Annotated in this window: 20 protein-coding genes; 10 read left to right on the top strand and 10 right to left on the bottom strand. The window is 59.7% G+C overall.

Annotation, left to right across the window (positions count from 1 at the left end):
- Positions 1-207: 207 nt before the first annotated feature.
- Positions 208-537: a DUF1820 family protein gene (locus ACZ9IM_RS22090; RefSeq protein ID WP_007894425.1), complete on the bottom strand. Its 330-nt coding sequence runs from the start codon at positions 535-537 to the stop codon at positions 208-210.
- Between the two features lie 134 nt (positions 538-671).
- On the opposite strand from ACZ9IM_RS22090, the gene miaB reads away from it, so the two are divergent.
- From miaB to lnt, 5 genes are all read left to right on the top strand, one after another.
- Positions 672-2,000, top strand: coding sequence for a tRNA (N6-isopentenyl adenosine(37)-C2)-methylthiotransferase MiaB (miaB, locus tag ACZ9IM_RS22085; RefSeq protein WP_032830243.1), 1,329 nt, complete (start codon positions 672-674; stop codon positions 1,998-2,000).
- 225 nt (positions 2,001-2,225) lie between these two features.
- Positions 2,226-3,242 (top strand): PhoH family protein, encoded by a 1,017-nt coding sequence (locus ACZ9IM_RS22080; protein WP_008070090.1) that lies wholly within the window; start codon positions 2,226-2,228, stop codon positions 3,240-3,242.
- Positions 3,235-3,729: an rRNA maturation RNase YbeY gene (gene ybeY / locus ACZ9IM_RS22075; protein ID WP_007894420.1), complete on the top strand. Its 495-nt coding sequence runs from the start codon at positions 3,235-3,237 to the stop codon at positions 3,727-3,729. The genes ACZ9IM_RS22080 and ybeY overlap by 8 nt, the downstream gene beginning before the upstream one ends.
- Before the next feature lie 5 nt (positions 3,730-3,734).
- A complete protein-coding gene (locus ACZ9IM_RS22070) occupies positions 3,735-4,574 on the top strand; it encodes an HlyC/CorC family transporter (RefSeq protein ID WP_007894419.1) in 840 nt (279 codons plus the stop codon).
- Positions 4,575-4,589: 15 nt separating this feature from the next.
- Positions 4,590-6,113, top strand: coding sequence for an apolipoprotein N-acyltransferase (lnt, locus tag ACZ9IM_RS22065; RefSeq protein WP_476224943.1), 1,524 nt, complete (start codon positions 4,590-4,592; stop codon positions 6,111-6,113).
- A gap of 117 nt (positions 6,114-6,230) precedes the next feature.
- Here lnt and ACZ9IM_RS22060 read toward each other — a convergent pair whose 3' ends face one another.
- The gene (locus tag ACZ9IM_RS22060; RefSeq protein WP_476224942.1) at positions 6,231-7,010 is read right to left on the bottom strand and encodes a YdcF family protein; all 780 of its coding nucleotides are present in this window, start codon (positions 7,008-7,010) and stop codon (positions 6,231-6,233) included.
- A gap of 106 nt (positions 7,011-7,116) precedes the next feature.
- On the bottom strand, positions 7,117-7,437 hold the full coding sequence (locus ACZ9IM_RS22055) for a hypothetical protein (protein WP_427627975.1): 321 nt from the start codon (positions 7,435-7,437) through the stop codon (positions 7,117-7,119).
- A gap of 280 nt (positions 7,438-7,717) precedes the next feature.
- Between ACZ9IM_RS22055 and leuS the strand changes: the two genes are divergently transcribed.
- From leuS to ACZ9IM_RS22030, 5 genes are all read left to right on the top strand, one after another.
- Positions 7,718-10,324, top strand: a complete 2,607-nt coding sequence (gene leuS, locus ACZ9IM_RS22050) for a leucine--tRNA ligase (protein WP_476224941.1) — start codon at positions 7,718-7,720, stop codon at positions 10,322-10,324.
- An 89-nt stretch (positions 10,325-10,413) separates the two neighbouring features.
- Positions 10,414-11,019: an LPS-assembly lipoprotein LptE gene (locus ACZ9IM_RS22045; RefSeq protein WP_427625898.1), complete on the top strand. Its 606-nt coding sequence runs from the start codon at positions 10,414-10,416 to the stop codon at positions 11,017-11,019.
- Positions 11,020-11,058: 39 nt separating this feature from the next.
- The gene (holA, locus tag ACZ9IM_RS22040; protein ID WP_476224966.1) at positions 11,059-12,096 is read left to right on the top strand and encodes a DNA polymerase III subunit delta; all 1,038 of its coding nucleotides are present in this window, start codon (positions 11,059-11,061) and stop codon (positions 12,094-12,096) included.
- A 263-nt stretch (positions 12,097-12,359) separates the two neighbouring features.
- The gene (gene arfA / locus ACZ9IM_RS22035) at positions 12,360-12,524 is read left to right on the top strand and encodes an alternative ribosome rescue factor ArfA (RefSeq protein WP_046069682.1); all 165 of its coding nucleotides are present in this window, start codon (positions 12,360-12,362) and stop codon (positions 12,522-12,524) included.
- A gap of 62 nt (positions 12,525-12,586) precedes the next feature.
- On the top strand, positions 12,587-13,909 hold the full coding sequence (locus ACZ9IM_RS22030; RefSeq protein WP_476224940.1) for a lytic murein transglycosylase: 1,323 nt from the start codon (positions 12,587-12,589) through the stop codon (positions 13,907-13,909).
- Between the two features lie 129 nt (positions 13,910-14,038).
- On the opposite strand, the gene ACZ9IM_RS22025 is transcribed toward ACZ9IM_RS22030, so the two are convergent.
- From ACZ9IM_RS22025 to mltB, 7 genes are all read right to left on the bottom strand, one after another.
- Positions 14,039-14,989, bottom strand: a complete 951-nt coding sequence (locus tag ACZ9IM_RS22025) for a S66 peptidase family protein (RefSeq protein ID WP_476224939.1) — start codon at positions 14,987-14,989, stop codon at positions 14,039-14,041.
- A 174-nt stretch (positions 14,990-15,163) separates the two neighbouring features.
- Positions 15,164-16,186 (bottom strand): lipoyl synthase, encoded by a 1,023-nt coding sequence (lipA, locus tag ACZ9IM_RS22020; RefSeq protein WP_007946663.1) that lies wholly within the window; start codon positions 16,184-16,186, stop codon positions 15,164-15,166.
- 1 nt (position 16,187) lies between these two features.
- Positions 16,188-16,835, bottom strand: a complete 648-nt coding sequence (gene lipB / locus ACZ9IM_RS22015) for a lipoyl(octanoyl) transferase LipB (RefSeq protein WP_258617303.1) — start codon at positions 16,833-16,835, stop codon at positions 16,188-16,190.
- Complete coding sequence (locus tag ACZ9IM_RS22010) at positions 16,835-17,110, bottom strand: DUF493 domain-containing protein (RefSeq protein ID WP_007894389.1); 276 nt, start codon at positions 17,108-17,110, stop codon at positions 16,835-16,837. The genes lipB and ACZ9IM_RS22010 overlap by 1 nt, the downstream gene beginning before the upstream one ends.
- 80 nt (positions 17,111-17,190) lie before the next feature.
- Positions 17,191-18,348 carry a D-alanyl-D-alanine carboxypeptidase family protein gene (locus ACZ9IM_RS22005; protein ID WP_427625894.1) on the bottom strand — a complete coding sequence of 386 codons (1,158 nt, stop codon included), beginning with the start codon at positions 18,346-18,348 and terminating at the stop codon, positions 17,191-17,193.
- A gap of 182 nt (positions 18,349-18,530) precedes the next feature.
- The gene (locus tag ACZ9IM_RS22000) at positions 18,531-19,541 is read right to left on the bottom strand and encodes a septal ring lytic transglycosylase RlpA family protein (RefSeq protein ID WP_007894385.1); all 1,011 of its coding nucleotides are present in this window, start codon (positions 19,539-19,541) and stop codon (positions 18,531-18,533) included.
- The gene (mltB, locus tag ACZ9IM_RS21995) at positions 19,541-20,551 is read right to left on the bottom strand and encodes a lytic murein transglycosylase B (protein WP_476224938.1); all 1,011 of its coding nucleotides are present in this window, start codon (positions 20,549-20,551) and stop codon (positions 19,541-19,543) included. The genes ACZ9IM_RS22000 and mltB overlap by 1 nt, the downstream gene beginning before the upstream one ends.
- Between the last annotated feature and the right edge of the window lie 11 nt (positions 20,552-20,562).

Genomic DNA, 20,562 nt, shown 5'->3' with positions numbered 1-20,562 from the left:
AGGGCTTTGTGGCGAGGGGGCTTGCCCCCGTTCGGCTGCGCAGCAGTCGTAAAGTCAGCACACGCGGTTTGTCTGGAAGGTGGCGGTGGCTGATTCAGGGGCCGCTTCGCAGCCCAACGGGGGCAAGCCCCCTCGCCACAAAAGCTCCCTCGCCACAACAAGCACCACCAGCCAAAACAAGCCCTCTCTAGCCAACCAATCCGCGGCTTACTTCTCAGGCATCGGCATCGGAAACGGCATGACATTGCCTACCGCGCCGCGGGCTTCACTGATTTTCGGTGTGCCGAGGCGCTCGACCTCGTCGATGCGCACGATCGAATGCATCGGCACAAAACTGCGCACAACGCCTTCGAACTGAGCCTTGAGCTTCTCTTCGCTCGGATCGACGACCACTTGCGTGCGCTCGCCAAAGACGAACTCTTCCACTTCCAGGAAGCCCCACAGATCACTTTGATAGATCTGCTTGGCGTACATTTCGTACACCTGGCCCTGATTGAGGAAAATCACCTTGTAGATTGGAGCTTCACGTTTGGTCATGGTGGGCGGGTAACACATCGGGGATAAAAATGAGGGCGCGAACTATAGCATAGCCGCCGGACGCGCAACGGTAGGAACCTTGGTGCATGTTCCCTATAATGCGCGGTTCTTTGAATCACGTGATGACTCTATCCATGGCCAAGAAGCTTTACATCGAAACCCACGGTTGCCAGATGAACGAGTACGACAGCTCGCGCATGGTCGATCTGCTGGGTGAACACCAGGCCCTGGAAGTCACCGCTCGCGCTGAAGACGCCGACGTGATCCTGCTTAATACCTGCTCGATCCGCGAACGCGCCCAGGACCGGGTGTATTCCCAGCTGGGTCGCTGGCGCGAATTGAAACTGGCTAACCCGGAAATGGTCATCGCCGTCGGCGGCTGCGTGGCCAGCCAGGAAGGCGCGGCCATTCGTGACCGCGCTCCATACGTCGACGTGGTATTCGGCCCGCAGACCCTGCACCGCCTGCCGGAAATGATCGACGCCGCGCGCCTGACCAAACTGCCGCAAGTCGACGTCTCGTTCCCGGAAATCGAAAAATTCGACCACTTGCCCGAGCCGCGCATCGACGGGCCGAGCGCTTACGTGTCGGTCATGGAAGGCTGCAGCAAGTACTGCACTTTCTGCGTGGTGCCTTATACGCGCGGTGAAGAAGTCAGCCGACCGTTCGACGACGTGATTGCCGAGATCATTCACCTGGCCGAAAACGGCGTGCGCGAAGTGACCTTGCTGGGGCAGAACGTCAACGGTTATCGCGGCACCACTCATGATGGGCGCCTGGCTGATCTGGCGGAATTGATCCGGGTAGTAGCCGCTGTCGATGGCATCGACCGGATTCGCTACACCACCTCGCACCCGCTGGAATTCTCCGACAGCCTGATCCAGGCCCACGCCGACGTACCGGAGCTGGTGAAACACCTGCATTTGCCAGTGCAATCGGGTTCCGACCGGATCCTCGCGGCGATGAAACGCAACCACACCGCGCTGGAGTACAAATCCAAACTGCGCAAGTTGCGGGCTGCCGTGCCGGGGATCTGCATCAGTTCTGACTTTATCGTCGGTTTCCCGGGCGAGACCGAAAAAGACTTCGAACAGACCATGAAGCTGATCGAAGACGTCGGTTTCGACTTTTCCTACTCGTTCGTTTATAGCCAGCGTCCGGGCACGCCGGCCGCCGATCTGGCCGACGAAACGCCGGAAGAACTGAAAAAAGAACGTTTGAACGCCCTGCAACATCGCCTCAACCAACAAGGTTTCGAGATCAGCCGACAAATGGTGGGCTCCATTCAGCGGATTCTGGTAACCGATTATTCGAAAAAAGACCCCGGTGAACTGCAAGGCCGGACCGAGAATAATCGTATCGTCAACTTCCGCTGCGACAATCCGACCCTGATCGGCCAGTTCGCCGACGTGCACATCGATGCTGCGCAACCGCACTCGCTGCGGGGCTCACTGATCCAGTAACACCTCGTCACCTGTGGGAGCCGGGCTTTTGTGGCGAAGGGGCTTGCCCCCGTTGGATCGCGAAGCGGTCCCGAATATTTTGCGACTGCTTCGCAGCCGAACGGGGGCAAGCCCCCTCGCCACAGATCACGCGCCAACCTGCATCTTATTTAAGAGCTTTCGCACCCAGGCGACTGGCGCTATCCTTGATTCATCATAATTGCCCCAGGGCGGCTAAATACGACCTTGAACGCACCCATAGAACCACATCGTTTCATCCTCGAGCCTTTTGAAGCTCGCCGCTTCGCCAATCTGTGCGGGCAATTCGACGAGCACCTACGCTTGATCGAACAGCGCCTCGCGATCGAGATCCGCAACCGCGGAAACCAGTTCGAACTGATCGGCGAGCCCAAGCACACCACCTCCGCGGAAAACCTGCTGCGCCGCTTGTACCGGGAAACCAAAGGTACCGAGCTGTCGCCAGACATGGTTCACCTGTTCCTGCAGGAATCGGCCGTCGAGGAACTGGACAACCACTCCCCCGCCGAACCGTCCGTCGCCTTGCGCACCAAGAAAGGCATGATTCGCCCTCGCGGCTTGAATCAGGTGCGCTATGTGAAGGAAATCCTCGGTAACGACATCAACTTCGGCATCGGCCCGGCCGGTACCGGCAAGACCTATCTGGCCGTTGCCTGCGCGGTAGACGCGCTGGAACGCGAGCAGATTCGCCGTATTCTGCTGGTTCGTCCGGCGGTTGAAGCGGGCGAAAAGCTCGGCTTCCTGCCCGGCGACCTGTCCCAGAAAATCGACCCGTATCTGCGCCCGCTCTATGACGCGCTCTACGAAATGCTCGGCTTCGAATACGTGGCCAAGCTGATCGAGCGTCAAGTGATCGAAGTCGCGCCGCTGGCCTACATGCGCGGTCGTACGCTGAACAACAGCTTCATCATCCTCGACGAAAGCCAGAACACCACCGTCGAACAGATGAAGATGTTCCTGACCCGGATCGGCTTCGGCTCCACTGCGGTCATCACTGGTGACATCACCCAGGTCGACCTGCCGAAAGGCACCAAATCCGGGCTGCATCATGTGATCGAGGTGCTCAAAGACGTTCCGGGGATCAGCTTCACCCACTTCATGCCCAAGGACGTGGTGCGCCATCCGTTGGTGCAACGCATTGTCGAGGCCTATGAGCGCTTCGAAAATCGCATAGCCGACGAAACGGCGAAGCCCTCTCCCAAGGACACTCGCCCCGATGCTTGAGCTTGACCTGCAACTGGCTACCGAAGCGTCTGCCCCAAGTGAAGCCCAATTCCGTCAATGGTGCGAACTGGCCCTGCGCCAGCGTACTGCCGACTCCGAAATGACCATCCGTCTGGTCGACGAAGAGGAAGCCCGCGAACTGAACTTCACCTGGCGGCAGAAAGACTACGCCACCAACGTTTTGTCATTTCCGGCCGATGTCCCCGATGAGTTTCTCGACATTCCCCTGCTCGGCGATCTGGTGATCTGCGTAGCAGTGGTGGAGCGCGAAGCGGCGGAACAAGGCAAGGAATTAAAGGCTCACTGGGCGCATCTGGTCATTCACGGCTGCTTGCATCTACTTGGTTACGACCATATAGATGATGACGAAGCTGAAGAAATGGAAGCACTGGAACGAACGTTGCTTGCAGAGTTGGGTCATCCAGACCCTTATGCGGACGACGAAACAGACACATCCCCAATCGTAACAACAAAGGATTCAGAGTAATCGCTATGAGCGAAGATCGATCGAGCAACGGGCAGAAGTCATGGCTGGGTAAGCTCACCCAGGCTTTTGCCCACGAGCCGAAAAACCGCCAGGAGCTGCTGGAGCTGCTGCGCGATGCACATCAAAACAAGTTGCTGGACAGCGAAGCGCTGGCCATCGTCGAAGGCGCCATCCAGGTTGCAGACCTGCAAGTACGGGACATCATGGTCCCGCGCTCGCAGATGATCAGCATCAAGGCGACCCAGACACCCCGCGAGTTCCTGCCGGCCGTGGTCGACTCGGCCCACTCCCGCTACCCGGTGATCGGCGAAAGCCACGATGACGTGATGGGTGTGTTGCTGGCCAAGGACTTGCTGCCGTTGATCCTCAAGGAGAACGGCGACAGCTTCAACATCAAGGACCTGCTGCGCCCGGCCACGTTCGTGCCCGAGTCCAAGCGCCTGAATGTGCTGCTGCGTGAGTTTCGCGCCAACCATAACCACATGGCCATCGTCATTGACGAATACGGCGGCGTGGCCGGTCTGGTGACCATCGAAGACGTGCTGGAACAGATCGTCGGCGACATCGAAGACGAGCACGACGTCGAAGAAGACAGCTACATCAAGCCGCTGCCCAGCGGTGACTTCCTGATCAAGGCCCTGACGCCGATCGATAACTTCAACGAGTTCTTCGACAGCGAATTCTCCGACGATGAATTCGACACCGTCGGTGGCTTGGTGATGAGCGCGTTCGGGCACTTGCCAAAACGCAACGAAATCACTGAAATCGGCGCCTATCGCTTCCGCATCCTGAACGCCGACAGCCGTCGGATTCACTTGCTGCGTCTGACACCTATTGCCCGGTAAAAATTAAGGAAAGAAATGCACTGGATGACCCGCCCCGGCTGGCCCGGTAACCTGCTGGCCGTGGCGGCCGGTGCACTCACCACTCTGGCCCTGGCGCCGTTCGATATCTGGCCGCTGGCCTTGTTGGCGGTCGGTTTCTTTTATGCCGGTTTGCGTGAACTGACCCCCCGTCAGGCCTTGGGCCGTGGCTGGTGTTTCGGTTTCGGCCTGTTTGCCGCAGGCACTAGCTGGATCTACTACAGCATTCACAACTTCGGCGGCGCATCGGTGCTGCTGGCCGGGTTGCTGATGCTGGCCTTCACCGCGGCGATTGCCTGGTTCTTCGCCCTGCCTGCCTGGATTTGGGCGCGCTGGCTGCGCCGTAACGAAGCGCCGCTGGCCGATGCTTTGGCATTTGCGGCGTTGTGGGTGGGTCAGGAAGCCTTTCGCGGCTGGTTCCTTACCGGCTTCCCATGGCTCTATTCCGGTTATAGCCAACTCGACGGCCCATTGGCCGGGCTCGCGCCGGTCGGCGGAATGTGGCTGATTTCCTTCACCCTGGCCCTGACGGCTGCGCTGATCTACAACGCTGCGCGCCTGGTACGCACTGGCCGTAAAGGCTTCATCGCTGTCGGCGTGTTACTGCTGGCAGGCCCATGGGTGACCGGCATGGCGCTCAAGGAACATGCCTGGACCAGCCCGGCGGGCGCACCACTGAGCGTCGCGGCGCTTCAGGGCAACATCGAACAAAGCATGAAGTGGGACCCCTCGCAGCTCAATGCGCAGCTGGCGCTGTACCGCGACATGAGTTTCAGTTCCAAACGCGTCGACCTGCTGATCTGGCCGGAAACCGCAGTCCCGGTGCTCAAGGAGTCCGCCGAGGGCTACTTGAACATGATGGGAAGCTTCGCCGCTGAGCGTAAATCCGCGTTGATCACCGGCGTGCCGATTCGCCAGGAACTCCATCACGAGAAGCGCTATTTCAACGGCATTACCGTCGTCGGTGAAGGCGATGGCACTTACCTGAAGCAGAAACTGGTGCCGTTCGGCGAATACGTGCCACTGCAGGAAGTCTTGCGCGGGCTGATTGCCTTCTTCGACCTGCCGATGTCCGACTTTGCCCGCGGGCCGGCCGATCAAGCGCTGCTGCAAGCCAAGGGTTATCAGATTGCGCCGTTCATCTGCTACGAAGTGGTCTACCCGGAATTCGCCGCAGGCCTCGCCGCCCGCAGCGATTTGCTGCTGACCATCAGCAACGACACCTGGTTCGGCACCTCGATCGGCCCGCTGCAGCATTTGCAGATGGCGCAGATGCGCGCACTTGAAGCCGGCCGCTGGATGATCCGCGCCACCAACAACGGCGTGACCGGCCTGATCAACCCGTTTGGCCAGATCACTGTGCAGATCCCGCAGTTCGAACAAGGCATTCTGTATGGCGAAGTGGTGCCGATGCACAACCTGACGCCCTACCTGGAATGGCGTTCGTGGCCGTTGATCATCAGTTGCGTGTTGTTGTTTGGTTGGGCGTTGGTTGCGAACCGGATGGCGAAGACCGTTTAAAGCTTCGCGAGCAAGCCCGCTCCCACAGTAGATCTGCGGTGAACACAGTATGTGTGAACACTCGAGATCCAATGTGGGAGCGGGCTTGCTCGCGAAGACGGCATCACAGGCACACTATCAATCAGGGTCGACATCGCCTCGATAAAACAACGAATACCCGATCTGCCCCACCGCCTCATTCATCAACTGCCCGCTCTGCCAGATCGATTTGAACTCCGGCATCCAGCCACCCAGCGGCCGGGCATTGTCCACACCTAAAAACCCTACTGGCGCGGGCACCACCTCAAATCCCGCCTGCTGGAAACTCCAGACCGCTCGCGGCATATGCCAGGCCTGAGTCACGACCACCACCCGTTTGATCCCCTCCGGCAACAACACCTGAGCGCTGAATTGCGCGTTTTCCCAGGTCGTGCGGCTGCGCCCTTCCTGCCAGCGTACCGTCACGCCAAAATCATCGAGCAATGAGTCCGCCATCAGCTTCGCTTCGGTCGGTGGCGTGCCGTAATGCAGGCCGCCGCTGGTCAGAATCGGCAAGCCGGACGCCTTGGCCAGGCGCGCGGCATAACGCTCGCGCCCCAGGCCTACACCGGTCGGCTGATCAACGCCCCAGGCCGGGTCGCCACGCTCACGCCCTGAACCCAGCACCACGATCGCGTCCGCCCGTCGGCCCAAGGTTGCCCATTCCTCGCGCGCCAGCGGCGGCTCGCGCTCCAGGGCCTTGGCACTCCACTCCACCATCACTGGCAGGCTCATCAACCAGAAACCGCCCACGCCCAGGACGAAACACACCCCCGCCAGCCTCGGCCTTGAGCGGCGCCACCACCAGGCAAGTACCAGCAGCAGCAATAAAATGCCGGGCGGCAGAAGAAGTTGTTTAATGAAATAACGAAAAGGCATCGGGCATCTCCATAGATGCCCGAAGCCTAGGTGGGTTGACGCAATGCGACAACAAATGTGGAAGGACTTTGTTTCAAAAAACCATATTCCATGGCTTCAAGTGCCCTTACTTGAATTGCAAAGACCGGACCTTTACCGCGCCTTTGCCGGGTGCCTTATCCTTGAGCCAGATGATCTTGGCCGAACGTGGTGCCTCGAGTTGCTTCACTGCCGCTGACAAGCATCCGTGCGTTTCACGTTCACTACGATCCAGATAGGCCTTGACCAGTTCAAACTCTGCGGGGCTCAAACCACGCAGCTCCAGCTCCAGGGGACGCTCATCACGCAGCCGTCCGGCAGTTTTGGCCGAATCCAGCGCCATTGCGAGACGGTCTATCAGTTTTTCGTACAGCTCCGGTTTTGTAGCTTTTTGCCGTGACTCAACCATCCATCACCTCATTGAAGATAAGACTCACTCCCCTTTTAGAGCTTAGCCTCGCTGAAAAAACCGGCTGAGTGCCGCGACCAACGGCCCTCGGGGCGGGTATTGGCCACGTCCTTGCGTGTAATCAGGGTTTCCCTCGGTAGAGTGCGGTCATGTATGCTACGGCGCTTCCTGTAACTCCACTTCCAGCTCGCCTGGGCACCGAAACGTCGATTTGGCGTTATCACCGTCCAGCGTTGCATTGAAGAGGATTAGGCCACCCCTATTCAGTTCAAAAGTAGCCATGCACGAACAATATCAGCCCCGTGAAATCGAAGCCGCCGCCCAGTCATTCTGGGACGAGCAAAAGTCCTTTGAAGTCAGTGAACAGCCAGGCAAGGAGACGTTCTACTGCCTGTCGATGTTCCCTTACCCCAGCGGCAAGCTACACATGGGGCACGTGCGCAACTACACCATCGGCGACGTGATCTCCCGCTACCAGCGCATGCAAGGCAAGAACGTCCTGCAACCCATGGGTTGGGACGCCTTCGGCATGCCGGCGGAAAACGCCGCGATGAAGAACAACGTAGCGCCCGCCAAGTGGACCTACGAAAACATCGCCTACATGAAAAGCCAGCTGCGCAGCCTGGGCCTGGCGGTGGACTGGTCGCGCGAAGTGACCACCTGCAAGCCTGATTACTACCGCTGGGAACAATGGCTGTTCACTCGCCTGTTCGAAAAAGGCGTGATTTACAAGAAAAGCGGCACTGTGAACTGGGACCCGGTCGACCAGACCGTTCTGGCCAACGAGCAAGTGATCGACGGTCGCGGCTGGCGTTCCGGCGCGCTGATCGAAAAGCGCGAAATCCCGATGTACTACTTCAAGATCACCGCTTATGCGGATGAGCTGCTGGAAAGCCTCGACGAACTGACAGGCTGGCCTGAACAGGTCAAGACCATGCAGCGCAACTGGATCGGCAAATCCCGCGGCATGGAAGTGCAATTCCCGTACGACGTCGATTCCATCGGCGAAACCGGCGCACTGAAAGTCTTCACCACCCGTCCAGACACCCTGATGGGCGCAACCTACGTTGCGGTGGCCGCCGAACACCATCTGGCGACCCTGGCCGCGCAGAACAACCCTGAGCTGCAAGCGTTCATCGCTGAATGCAAGGGCGGCAGCGTTGCCGAAGCCGACGTCGCCACTCAAGAGAAAAAAGGCCTGCCGACCTCGCTGTTCGTCGAGCATCCGCTGACCGGTGAGAAACTCCCGGTGTGGGTCGCCAACTACGTGCTGATGCATTACGGCGATGGCGCGGTCATGGCTGTTCCGGCTCACGACGAACGTGATTTCGAGTTCGCCACCAAGTACAACCTGCCGATCAAATCCGTGGTGCGCACGAGTTCCGGTGACACCAACCCGGCTCCTTGGCAGGATGCGTACGGCGAGCACGGCACGCTGATCAACTCCGGCGAATTCGACGGCCTCGACTTCGCAGGTGCGTTCGACGCCATTGAAGTTGCGCTGATCAAGAAAAACCTCGGTGCCTCGCGCACCCAGTTCCGCCTGCGCGACTGGGGCATCAGCCGCCAGCGCTACTGGGGCTGCCCGATCCCGATCATCCACTGCGACACCTGCGGTGATGTGCCGGTCCCGGAAGATCAACTGCCCGTGGTGCTGCCGGAAGACGTCGTACCGGACGGTGCCGGTTCGCCACTGGCGCGCATGCCCGAGTTCTACGAGTGCAACTGCCCGAAATGCGGCGCTGCAGCCAAGCGTGAAACCGACACCATGGACACCTTTGTAGAGTCCTCGTGGTACTACGCCCGCTACGCCTCACCACACTATGAAGGTGGTCTGGTGGAAAAAGCGGCGGCCGACCATTGGTTGCCAGTGGATCAGTACATCGGTGGCATCGAACACGCCATTCTTCACCTGCTTTATGCGCGCTTCTTCCACAAGCTGATGCGTGATGAAGGCCTGGTGAGCTCCAACGAGCCATTCAAGAACCTGCTGACTCAGGGCATGGTGATCGCCGAGACTTACTACCGTCGCGAAGCCAACGGTGCCTACACGTGGTTCAACCCGGCGGATGTCGAACTTGAACGCGACAGCAAGGCCAAGGTCATTAGCGCCAAGCTGATCGCAGACGGCCTGCCGGTGGAAATCGGTGGCACCGAGAAGATGGCCAAGTCAAAGAACAACGGCGTCGACCCACAGTCGATGATTGACCAGTTCGGCGCAGACACCTGCCGCCTGTTCATGATGTTCGCCTCGCCACCAGACATGAGCGCGGAATGGTCCGACTCCGGCGTAGAGGGTTCGCACCGCTTCCTCAAGCGCGTCTGGCGCCTGGCTCAAGCGCACGTCACTCAGGGCCTGCCGGGCAAACTGGACGTCGCCAGCCTGAACGACGAGCAAAAAGCCATTCGCCGTTCGATCCACCAGGCCATCAAGCAGGCCAGCCACGACGTCGGCCAGAACCACAAATTCAACACCGCCATCGCCCAAGTGATGACGCTGATGAACGTGCTGGAAAAAGCCGCGCAAGGCACCGAACAGGATCGCGCACTGATTCACGAAGGTCTGGAAACCGTAGTCCTGCTGCTGGCTCCGATCACCCCGCACATCAGCCACGAACTGTGGCATCGCCTGGGTCACGCCGATCCGGTCATCGATGCCGGTTGGCCGGTGCTGGATGAAAGTGCCCTGGTACAGGACAGCCTGCAGCTTGTCATTCAAGTCAACGGCAAGCTGCGCGGCCACATCGAAATGCCGGCCAGCGCCAGCCGCGAAGAAGTCGAAGCGGCCGCACGGGCCAACGAAAACGTCCTGCGCTTCGTCGATGGCCTGACTATTCGCAAAGTGATCGTAGTGCCCGGGAAACTGGTCAATATCGTCGCCAGCTAAATTGGATCGGGCGCCAGGTCATGCCTGGCGCCGAGTAAAACCTTTCGGGCCGCTTGACCGGCCCACATGGTTTCAAGGGGAGCAACAAGATGATCAAACGCAATTTGCTGGTGATGGGCCTTGCAGTCCTGCTGAGCGCCTGCGGTTTCCAGCTGCGCGGCACCGGCACCACTGAACTGGTGATCAAGGAACTCGATCTGAGCGCCCGCAATGCCTACGGCGAAACCGTGACGCAATTGCGTCAGGTGCTGGAAAGCAGTGGCGTCAAGGTCTACAGCGGCGCACCTCACAAACTGGTGCTGACCGATGAGCAGGAAAGCCAGCGCATCCTCAGTTACGCAGGCGCCGGTCGTACTGGCGAGTACCAGATGACCATGGTGCTGAACTATGACATCCGGGGTCAGAGCAACCTGCCACTGCTGAGCGACAAGCTCGAAGTGCAGAAAGTCTTCATCCATGACGGCAACAACCTGGTGGGTTCCGACCAGGAAGCCAACGATGCCCGCAAGGAAATGCGTCGTGAACTGGTTCAACGCATGATGCTGCGCCTGCAACAGATGACCCCGACGCAGTTGGAACAACTGCAACAGACCGCTGATGCCAGGGCCAAGGCTGAAGCCGACGCATTGGAAGCGGCGCAGAAGGCTGAAGCGCAGACGCCGCGTCAGTCGCCTGTCGAACTGCCGCAGCAATAAGCCTTACGGGGCGCTCAGGCGCCCCGTTTGCCTCTTCTTATGAAACTCGCCCCCGCCCAACTCGGTAAACACCTGCAAGGTGCCCTCGCGCCGGTCTACGTCATCAGTGGCGATGACCCACTGCTGTGTCAGGAAGCCGCCGACGCCATTCGCGCGGCTGCCCGCCAGCAAGGTTTCGATGAACGCCAGGTCTTTGCCGCCGACGCCAGTTTCGACTGGGGTACGCTGCTGCAGGCCGGCGCCAGCATGTCGCTGTTCGCCGAAAAACGTCTTCTGGAACTGCGTCTGCCCTCCGGCAAACCCGGAGACAAAGGCGCCGCGGCATTGATTGAGTATTGCTCGCGCCCGGCCGAAGACACGGTGTTGCTGATCAGCCTGCCCAAGCTTGACGGCAGTGCGCAGAAGACCAAGTGGGGCAAGGCGCTGGTCGAAGGTCCGCAGACCCACTTTGTGCAGATCTGGCCCGTGGACACCAACCAGTTGCCGAACTGGATCCGTCAACGCCTGTCCCAGGCCGGGCTTTCCGCCAGCCAGGACGCTGTCGAACTGATCGCCGCTCGGGTCGAGGGCAACCTGCTGGCTGCCGCCCAGGAAATCGAAAAGCTCAAGCTGATGGCAGAGGGTGGGCAGATCACTGTCGAAACCGTGCAAGCGGCAGTAGCCGACAGCGCCCGTTTCGATGTCTTCGGCCTGACCGATGCAATTCTCAATGGCGAAGCTGCTCACGCCCTGCGCATGCTCGAAGGGTTGCGCGGCGAAGGCGTCGAACCGCCGGTGATCCTCTGGGCGCTGGCCCGAGAACTGCGTCTGCTGGCCAACCTGTCGCTGCAATACAGCCAAGGCGTGCCGCTCGACAAAGCTTTCAGCCAGGCCCGACCGCCAATCTGGGACAAACGCAAACCGTTGATGAGCAAAGCGCTGCAACGCTATTCGGCACAACGCTGGGCGCAGTTGTTGCTCGAAGCCCAGCGCATCGATGCACAAATCAAAGGCCAGGCGGCGGGTTCGCCATGGATGAGCCTTAGTCGGTTGACGCTGTTGATGGCCGGGCAGAGATTGTCGTTGCCGGCCGAGTAATGTTTTTTGTGGCGAGGGGGCTTGCCCCCGTCCGGCTGCGCAGCAGTCGTAAATCCGATCGCCTCACCGCGCTTTACCTGTTGTACCTCCACAGCCGGTTTTGGGGCTGCTTCGCAGCCCAACGGGGGCAAGCCCCCTCGCCACAAAAACCAACCTCACTACAAAGAATGCCGAAAGGTCCTACACAACGTAGGGACTAGACAGAACCCTTGCTTCGGCAGATTATCCCCCCCGCAAAACCCACTCACTTGCGAGAGACCATCATGAGCAAAAAGCCATCTAAACATGGCCCCAACAAGGCCAAATCCATCGTCGCCCAGCCACTGTTCCGTAGCCGTCAGGAACGAGCCGGCAAGGGCAAAGGCAGCTACCGCCGCGAAGCCTTCCAGTCTAACAGCTGGGAGGCTTCTTACTTTCTGGCGGCCTGAAAGGCAAGCCATCGCTCAACATGTTAAGGTCTGCACCTGATTCGTATCCTCTGGACCTGTGCATGCCCCTTTGTATTTCCCGTCGTTGGCCTCTTCGCCAACTGATAGCTGCCTCCAGCCTCGTACTGCTTGTCGCCTGCGCGGAAAAACCCACCGCTGCCGACGCCCAACCGCTTCAGACCCGCACCGTTGCGACGGCCCCTGCGATCATTCCGCCGGTGGTTCCAACCGGTGAAAATCTCGACATCCAGCCTACCCAGACCTTTGCCGAATGGCAGGCGGGTTTCCGTAAAGACGCCCTCGCCGCCGGCATTCGCGCCGACCTGTTCGATCGTGCTTTTGCCAATGTCAGCGTGGACGACAGCGTGATCCGTGCCGATCGCAGCCAACCGGAATTTACTCGCCCGGTGTGGGAGTACCTCGATGGCGCGCTGTCGCCGCTACGGGTGCGCAAAGGTCAGGCGCTTGTCGGCGAACACGCCGACATCCTGCAAAGCATCGAACAGCGCTACGGCGTCGACCGTCAGGCTCTGGTCGCGGTGTGGGGCATGGAAAGTAACTTTGGTCAGTTCCAGGGCAGCAAGTCGGTGATCAACTCCCTGGCGACCCTGGCTTATGAAGGTCGACGTCCGGGCTTTGCTCACGCGCAACTGATCGCAGCCTTGCAAATCCTGCAACAGGGCGATATCGCCCCCGAGAAAATGCTCGGCTCCTGGGCAGGCGCCATGGGCCAGACCCAGTTCATTCCGACCACCTACAACACCCACGCCGTAGACTTCGACGGTGATGGCCGCCGCGACATCTGGAACAGCTCTGCTGATGCATTGGCCTCGACCGCGCACTACCTGCAAAGCTCCGGCTGGCAGAAAGGTCAGCCCTGGGGCTTCGAAGTACAACTGGCGAGCGGCTTCAATTACGTCCTGGCCGATGGCGCGATTCGCAAGAGCGTGGCCGAGTGGCGACAACTGGGGGTAAGCCTGCCCAATGGCGGCCAGGTTCCGGCAGGCTCCGAACACCTGTCGGCCGCCCTGTTATTGCCGGCAGGCTATCGCGGCCCGGCGTTCCTGGTCCTCGATAACTTCCGCGCGATTCTCAAGTACAACAACTCTTCGTCCTACGCCTTGGCCGTGAGTCTGCTGTCCGAGCGCTTCAATGGTGGCGGTTTGATCAGCGGTCTATGGCCAAAAGATGACTTGCCGCTGAGCCGTACCGAGCGAATCGAGCTGCAAAACCTGCTGAGCGCCCAGAACTACGACGCAGGGACCGCCGACGGGATTATCGGCGCCAATACCCGCAAAGCGATCCGCAGCGCGCAGCAGTCGTTTGGCTGGCCGGCGGATGGTTATCCGACGCACAAGTTGCTGGAAGGGTTGCGTAGCCGATAGTAAGACGAACGGCTGATACCGCTTTCGCGAGCGAGCCCGCTCCCACAGTTGACCGAGTTCTTTGATGAAAACGCGGTCGAATGTGGGAGCGGGCTTGCTCGCGAAGACTGACTGTCAGGCGATGAATTCCTAAGCCTTGATCACCACATCCTGCTCCAACACCAACGCCTTTTCCCCCGCATCCAGCCTGACCAGCGCACCCATCGGCAGCGTCAGATTCGGATCACAATGCCCGCTACGCCATCCGGCCAGCACGGGGATGCGCAACGGCGCAAAGGTCTGCTTGAGCAACTTCTCCAGCGCAATCGCATCAACCCCAGCCACATCCCCCACCAGAACCCCACGCAGCTTGTGCAACGTGCCGGCCAGACGCAAATGCGTCAGCAGCCGGTCGATGCGATACAGCGGCTCGTTGATGTCTTCGATGAACAGGATGACGCCCTCGGCATCGATCTCGTAAGGCGTGCCCATGGTCGCGGCGATCATCGACAGATTGCCCCCCAGCAAACGCCCGTGAGCGATGCCGGGCTCGATTGTGGTCAACGGCCAGGCCACCGGGTGAGAAAGCACACTGCCCGCCTTCACCTGCCCGCGCAGCATGTTGAAAAACGAGAACTCGGTGGGTTGCTGCTTGTCACCCAGCAGGTCAGCGTTGAGCATCGGGCCATGGAAGGTCACGAACCCGGCATAACGACTGATGGCCGAGTGCAGTGCAGTAACGTCGCTGTAGCCGATAAAGGGCTTGGCGTTGTTGCGCAGTAATTCGAAATCGATGCGATCAAGCAAACGCGGTGTACCGTAACCGCCACGCAGACAGATGATGGCATCGACCTCGCTGTCGGCGAATGCGCCATGCAAATCATTGAGCCGCACATCATCACTGCCAGCCAGATAACCCTCTTGCTCATAAACGCCGGGAAACACGCGCAGCGAATAGCCGCGAGCGCGCATCCAGCCGATGGCTTTATCGGTGTCCAGCGCTGCGGGGCCGGCGGGCGCGATCACGCCAATCAGCCCTGTAGGCGGCAAGGCCGGAACGGGGGCATGTGGACAAAGGGTGTGGGTCGGTCGAGCAGTCATCCATGATTCTCCCTGTGAACGCTTCAGCACACAGTAGTCAGGAACGGGAATAAACAGAAGAGGGTCAATCGCACCACGGTTTGCAGGAAAAGACTGTAATCGCCGTGAGCACTGCTAAAAAAAGGCCCGCAAGGCCTGGAAGCCTTGCGGGCCTTTTTTGCTCTCAAAACGGGATCAGGACGACATCAGCTCGGCCTTGACCAGTTTCGCCTGCTCGTCAGCGTGGTACGAGGAGCGTACCAGCGGCCCGGAAGCAACGTTCTTGAAGCCCATCTTGTAACCTTCCTCGGCGAACCAGGCGAAGGTGTCCGGGTGTACGAAGCGCTGGACCGGCAAGTGACTGCGGGACGGTTGCAGGTACTGGCCCAGGGTCAGCATGTCGATGTCGTGTTCGCGCATGCGCTTCATGACTTCGATGACTTCTTCGTCGGTTTCGCCCAGGCCCAGCATCAAACCGGACTTGGTCGGAATGTGCGGCATCATCTGCTTGAAGCGTTGCAGCAGGGTCAGCGACCACTGGTAATCCGAACCCGGACGCGCAGCCTTGTACAGGCGCGGCACGGTTTCCAGGTTGTGGTTGAACACATCAGGCGGCTCGGCGGCGGTGATTTCCAGCGCGACGTCCATGCGGCCACGGTAGTCCGGGACCAGGGTTTCGAGCTGCACGTTCGGCGACAGTTTGCGGATTTCGCGGATGCAATCGGCAAAATGCTGGGCACCGCCGTCACGCAGGTCGTCGCGGTCTACCGAGGTGATTACGACGTACTTGAGTTTCAGGTCGGCGATGGCAATGGCCAGGCTTTCCGGCTCGTTGACGTCCAGTGGCTTCGGACGACCATGACCAACGTCGCAGAACGGGCAGCGACGGGTGCAGATGTCACCCATGATCATGAAGGTCGCGGTACCACCGGAGAAGCACTCGCCCAGGTTCGGGCAGGACGCCTCTTCGCACACGCTGTGCAGCTTGTGTTTACGCAGCAGGGCCTTGATGCGGTCGACCTCCGGGGAAACCGGGATGCGCACGCGAATCCAGTCGGGTTTCTTCGGCAGTTCAGTGGTCGGGATGATCTTCACCGGGATGCGTGCAACCTTCTCGGCGCCGCGCAGCTTGACGCCGGCTTCAACCTTGGCACGCGGGGCCGGACGCTCGGTGACATCGAGCGTCGGGATCATGGTTTGCACTGCATCAGTAGTCATATCAGTCGATTCCGCCCGTTAGGGTCGTCTGCTCAGCATAGTCGAGGTGTTTGACGAGCTGCGCGCGCAGCCGGGCACTTACCTCGGCAAATTCAATCGATCCTGCGTGATCGCACAGCTGGGTCATTGCCAGCCCGGCGTAGCCGCAGGGATTAATCCGTCGAAACGGTTCCAGGTTCATATCCACGTTCAAGGCCAGGCCATGAAAGGAGCAACCGTGGCGGATCCGCAGACCCAGAGAAGCGATTTTCGCGCCATCGACATAGACACCCGGCGCATCCGGCTTGGCCACCGCGGTCACGCCGTAGCTGGCCAGCAGCTCGATCAGGCATTGCTCCATGCGGCTGACCAGATCACGCACGCCGAACCCCAGCTTGCGCACGTCCAGTAACAGGTAGGCCACCAGTTGGCCGGGACCGTGATAAGTCACCTGACCACCGCGGTCGACCTTCACCACCGGAATATCCCCCGGCAGCAGCAGGTGCTCGGCCTTGCCAGCCTGGCCCTGAGTGAACACCGGCGGATGTTCCACCAGCCAGATTTCGTCGGCGGCATCGCTGCCGCGTTCGTTGGTGAAGCGCTGCATGGCATGCCAGACCGGCTCGTAAGCCATCTGGCCGAGCTCGCGAAAGCCCAGCGTGCCAGACATCACAGCACCATGTGCACGAAACCGGTAGCCCGCAACTCGCTGTTGATGTCGTACAGCTGTTCCTGGCCGGTGGCGATGATGTGCAACTGGATGGTCGTGTACTTGCCGTTGGTACTCTGCCGTTCGGCAAAGGTGTTGTGGTCAACGGTCGCGTGTTTCTCAAGGATCGCAATGATCTTGTCCTTGAAACCCACGCCGGTGTCGCCGATTACCTTGATCGGGTAATCCGCGCAGGGGAATTCGATTTTTGGCGCCTTTACTTCAGTTTCTGTCATGGCGTAACGGCCTCGTAAGCCGTGGCAACGGACATGGCCCTGCTCCGGATTGGAACGGGGCCATGCAGGTCCACACTAATTCAGTTGAACAAGCCGTAGAAGAATAGACGGATGCTATCCCACATGCGGCGGAAGATACCACCCTCGTCAACCGCGTCCAGAGCGATCAGGTCGGCGCTGTGCACCACTTTGTCGTCCAGTTTCACTTCGACTTTACCGATCACATCGCCCTTGGCGATTGGCGCGACCAGTTGCGGGGTCATGGTCATGCTGGCGGCGAGCTTTTTCAGCTGGCCTTTTGGCAGGGTCATGGTCAGGTCTTGAGCCAGGCCCGCCTTGACTTGATTGGTGGTGCCTTTCCAGACAGGTGCCTGGGCCAGCTCGGCGCCTTTCTGATAGAAGGTCTGGGTTTCGAAGAAGCGGAAACCGTAAGTCAGCAGCTTCTGGGTTTCAGCAGCACGGGCCACTTCGCTGTTGGTGCCGAACACCACGGCGATCAGGCGCATGCCATCACGTACAGCCGAAGACACCATGCAGTAGCCGGCTTCGTCGGTGTGACCGGTTTTCAGACCGTCGACGGTCTTGTCACGCCATAGCAGCAGGTTGCGGTTAGGTTGCTTGATGCCGTTCCAGAAGAACTCTTTCTGCGAGTAGATCGCATAGTGAGCCGGGTCTTCGTGGATGATCGCGCGAGCCAGCACGGCCATGTCGTGAGCCGACGAGTAGTGCTCAGGGTTTGGCAGACCGGTCGGGTTCATGAAGTGGCTGTTGGTCATGCCCAGGTCGGCCACGGTTTTGTTCATCATGTCGGCGAACGCGTCTTCGCTGCCGGCGATGTGCTCGGAGAGCGCAACACTGGCGTCGTTACCCGACTGAATGATGATGCCGTGCAGCAGATCACTGACGGTGACTTGCGAACCCACCTTGATGAACATCCGCGAACCGCCGGTACGCCAGGCGTTCTCGCTGACGGTCACCGGATCGTTTTCGCCGATCTGGCCACGACGGATTTCCAGGGTCGCGATGTAAGCGGTCATCAGCTTGGTCAGGCTGGCCGGTGGCAGACGCTGGTCACCATTGTTCTCTACCAGCACGTTGCCACTGCTGGCGTCCATGAGTACGTAGGCTTTGGCGGCCAGTTGCGGTGGCGACGGCATTATCTCGGCCGCGAAAGCCGCGGGTGAGAGAAGCAGCGGGACTAGCAGGCACAGGCGTTTGGCAAAGGTGGTGATGTTCATCCGTCTCTCGAAATCGCTAATGGAAACTGCCCTAGGGCAAAACTAATCAGACAACTCTCTAAAAAGTTGTCGCGTGTTCAGTTGCTCACTCTGCAACCCTTGCCGGGCTTTTGTTCTTCAACGAGCCAACAACCCGGTTCGCCCCCCAAACCGCAAGCGAACCGTCAATCAAGTACTACGTGTTACTCGGCGCTGACCAGGCTCGGCGAACCGAGATTGGCCAGCCGCACGCTGTTTTGCACTTGCTGGATTTCACCCGGCGAGCCGATCGGCCCCAGGCGCACCCGATGCAGTGTCTGTTGGTTACGCACGATCGAGCTGATGAACACCGGAGCGCTCACCATCCCGCTGAGCTTCGATCTCAGGAGTTCTGCAGCGTCCGGGTTGGCGAACGCGCCCACCTGCAGATACTGGCCAGAGGCTGGTACAGAAGCGTTTTTTTTTGCATCGATCTGCACGGGCACTACGGCCGCGGCGTGTTGCTGCGGCGGTGGGGTCCATTGCTCGACGGTGCCGGCCGATGCCGTCATCACCGGCGCGCTATTTTGTGCGACTTTCGGCTCGTTAAGCATTAAAGGCGCCGGGCGACCTTTGGCTGCCCACCATTGCTGCGGGTCGATGCCTTCGACCTTGACCCGCGCCGTACCGGTTTCGGCATAGCCGAGTTTCTTGGCGGCCGCGTAGGACAAGTCGATGATCCGGTCCGAATAGAACGGCCCGCGGTCGTTGACCCGCAGGATGACCGTCTTGTTGTTGTCCAGGTTAGTCACCCGAACGTAACTTGGCAGTGGCAGGGTCTTGTGCGCTGCGCTCATGCCGTACAGGTCATACACTTCGCCGTTGGCGGTGTTCTGGCCATGGAATTTGGTGCCGTACCAGGACGCAGTGCCCGACGCCACGTAGGTCCTGGATTCTTGCATCGGGAAATAAGTCTTGCCCAGCACCGTGTACGGGTTGGCTTTATAAGGACCGCTGTGCAGGGTCGGCGTGGCATCTGGAATGCGCGTTACGTCGACGTCCCACCAGGGTGCGCCATCCTTGTGAGCCCGGTTGATATCCAGGCCAGGTGCCGAACGAACGGCGGTCGGGGACTTCTGAGCCGGCGCGCGACTGGTCGAACAACTGGCGACCAGAACCGTCAACGCGGCGAACGCCATGAGCTTCAGGGGTTTATTCATAGGCAATGCCCGCATTACTTGACGCCCCGTGCTTGGACCAGCTGTTCAGACAGTTGATGTACGGCCATGGCGTACATCACGCTGCGGTTATAACGCGTGATTGCGTAAAAATTCGTCAGACCCATCCAGTATTCAGGGCCATTGTCACCTTCCAGGCGGAAAGCCGTGACCGGCATATCATCGCGCAGCGCATCATGACTCGACCAGCCCAGCGCCCGCAACTCCCCGACAGTTTTCGTCGGCTCGATACCTGCGGTCAAACCTTCATCTACCTGATCGCCGCGCACATCGGCGCGGCTGACCACAGGTTCGCCGGCGACCCAGCCGTGACGCTTGAAATAACTGGCGACGCTGCCGATGGCATCAACCGGGTTGGTCCAGATATTAATGTGGCCGTCACCGTCAAAATCCACCGCATAGGCGCGAAAACTGCTCGGCATGAATTGCGGCAAGCCCATGGCCCCGGCATAGGAGCCTTTGAGGGTCAACGGATCGACCTGCTCTTCACGGGCCAGCAGCAGGAATTCACGCAATTCCTTGCGGAAGAATTCGGCACGGGGAGGATAGTCGAAACCCAGGGTCGACAAGGCATCGATCACCCGGAAATTGCCGGTATTTCGACCAAAGAAGGTCTCCACGCCGATGATCGAGACGATGACCTGCGCCGGCACACCGTATTCCTGCTCGGCACGAGCCAGGATCGCTTCGTGCTGACGCCAGAAGTCCACGCCACGGGCGATGCGCGCATCGGTGATGAACATCGGGCGATATTCTTTCCACTGCTTAACCCGTTCGGCGGGCTTGGAAATCGCGTCCAGAATCGACTGTTTGCGCTCGGCTTCGCGGAACACGCCCATCAGCTGTTCACCGGCAAAGCCATAGTCGCGGGTCATTTCACCGACGAACTCGGCCACCTGGGGTGAGCCTTCGTAATCGCCGGCCCACGCTTGCTGCGCGGTACCAAGGATGCTTACCAGGCCGACCCACGGTGCGTATCGAGTCGCCCAGCCACGCATTACTTGCATTGAAATCTTCA

The organism is Pseudomonas sp. TE12508 (assembly GCF_056279485.1).
Note: the sequence above shows the minus strand (reverse complement) of the source record. Positions and strands in the feature narration are given on the sequence as shown.

Excerpts from the sequence above, each read along its gene's own strand:
- ACZ9IM_RS22090 (WP_007894425.1), bottom strand. The coding sequence starts at position 537 with ATGACCAAACGTGAAGCTCCAATCTACAAGGTGATTTTCCTCAATCAG.
- ACZ9IM_RS22055 (WP_427627975.1), bottom strand. The coding sequence starts at position 7,437 with ATGGTTGAGTCACGGCAAAAAGCTACAAAACCGGAGCTGTACGAAAAA.
- ACZ9IM_RS22060 (WP_476224942.1), bottom strand. The coding sequence starts at position 7,010 with ATGCCTTTTCGTTATTTCATTAAACAACTTCTTCTGCCGCCCGGCATT.
- leuS (WP_476224941.1), top strand. The coding sequence starts at position 7,718 with ATGCACGAACAATATCAGCCCCGTGAAATCGAAGCCGCCGCCCAGTCA.
- lnt (WP_476224943.1), top strand. The coding sequence starts at position 4,590 with ATGCACTGGATGACCCGCCCCGGCTGGCCCGGTAACCTGCTGGCCGTG.
- miaB (WP_032830243.1), top strand. The coding sequence starts at position 672 with ATGGCCAAGAAGCTTTACATCGAAACCCACGGTTGCCAGATGAACGAG.
- ACZ9IM_RS22010 (WP_007894389.1), bottom strand. The coding sequence starts at position 17,110 with ATGACAGAAACTGAAGTAAAGGCGCCAAAAATCGAATTCCCCTGCGCG.
- ACZ9IM_RS22070 (WP_007894419.1), top strand. The coding sequence starts at position 3,735 with ATGAGCGAAGATCGATCGAGCAACGGGCAGAAGTCATGGCTGGGTAAG.
- lipB (WP_258617303.1), bottom strand. The coding sequence starts at position 16,835 with ATGTCTGGCACGCTGGGCTTTCGCGAGCTCGGCCAGATGGCTTACGAG.
- ybeY (WP_007894420.1), top strand. The coding sequence starts at position 3,235 with ATGCTTGAGCTTGACCTGCAACTGGCTACCGAAGCGTCTGCCCCAAGT.
- lipA (WP_007946663.1), bottom strand. The coding sequence starts at position 16,186 with ATGACTACTGATGCAGTGCAAACCATGATCCCGACGCTCGATGTCACC.
- mltB (WP_476224938.1), bottom strand. The coding sequence starts at position 20,551 with ATGCAAGTAATGCGTGGCTGGGCGACTCGATACGCACCGTGGGTCGGC.
- arfA (WP_046069682.1), top strand. The coding sequence starts at position 12,360 with ATGAGCAAAAAGCCATCTAAACATGGCCCCAACAAGGCCAAATCCATC.
- ACZ9IM_RS22000 (WP_007894385.1), bottom strand. The coding sequence starts at position 19,541 with ATGCGGGCATTGCCTATGAATAAACCCCTGAAGCTCATGGCGTTCGCC.
- ACZ9IM_RS22045 (WP_427625898.1), top strand. The coding sequence starts at position 10,414 with ATGATCAAACGCAATTTGCTGGTGATGGGCCTTGCAGTCCTGCTGAGC.
- holA (WP_476224966.1), top strand. The coding sequence starts at position 11,059 with ATGAAACTCGCCCCCGCCCAACTCGGTAAACACCTGCAAGGTGCCCTC.
- ACZ9IM_RS22025 (WP_476224939.1), bottom strand. The coding sequence starts at position 14,989 with ATGACTGCTCGACCGACCCACACCCTTTGTCCACATGCCCCCGTTCCG.
- ACZ9IM_RS22005 (WP_427625894.1), bottom strand. The coding sequence starts at position 18,348 with ATGAACATCACCACCTTTGCCAAACGCCTGTGCCTGCTAGTCCCGCTG.
- ACZ9IM_RS22030 (WP_476224940.1), top strand. The coding sequence starts at position 12,587 with ATGCCCCTTTGTATTTCCCGTCGTTGGCCTCTTCGCCAACTGATAGCT.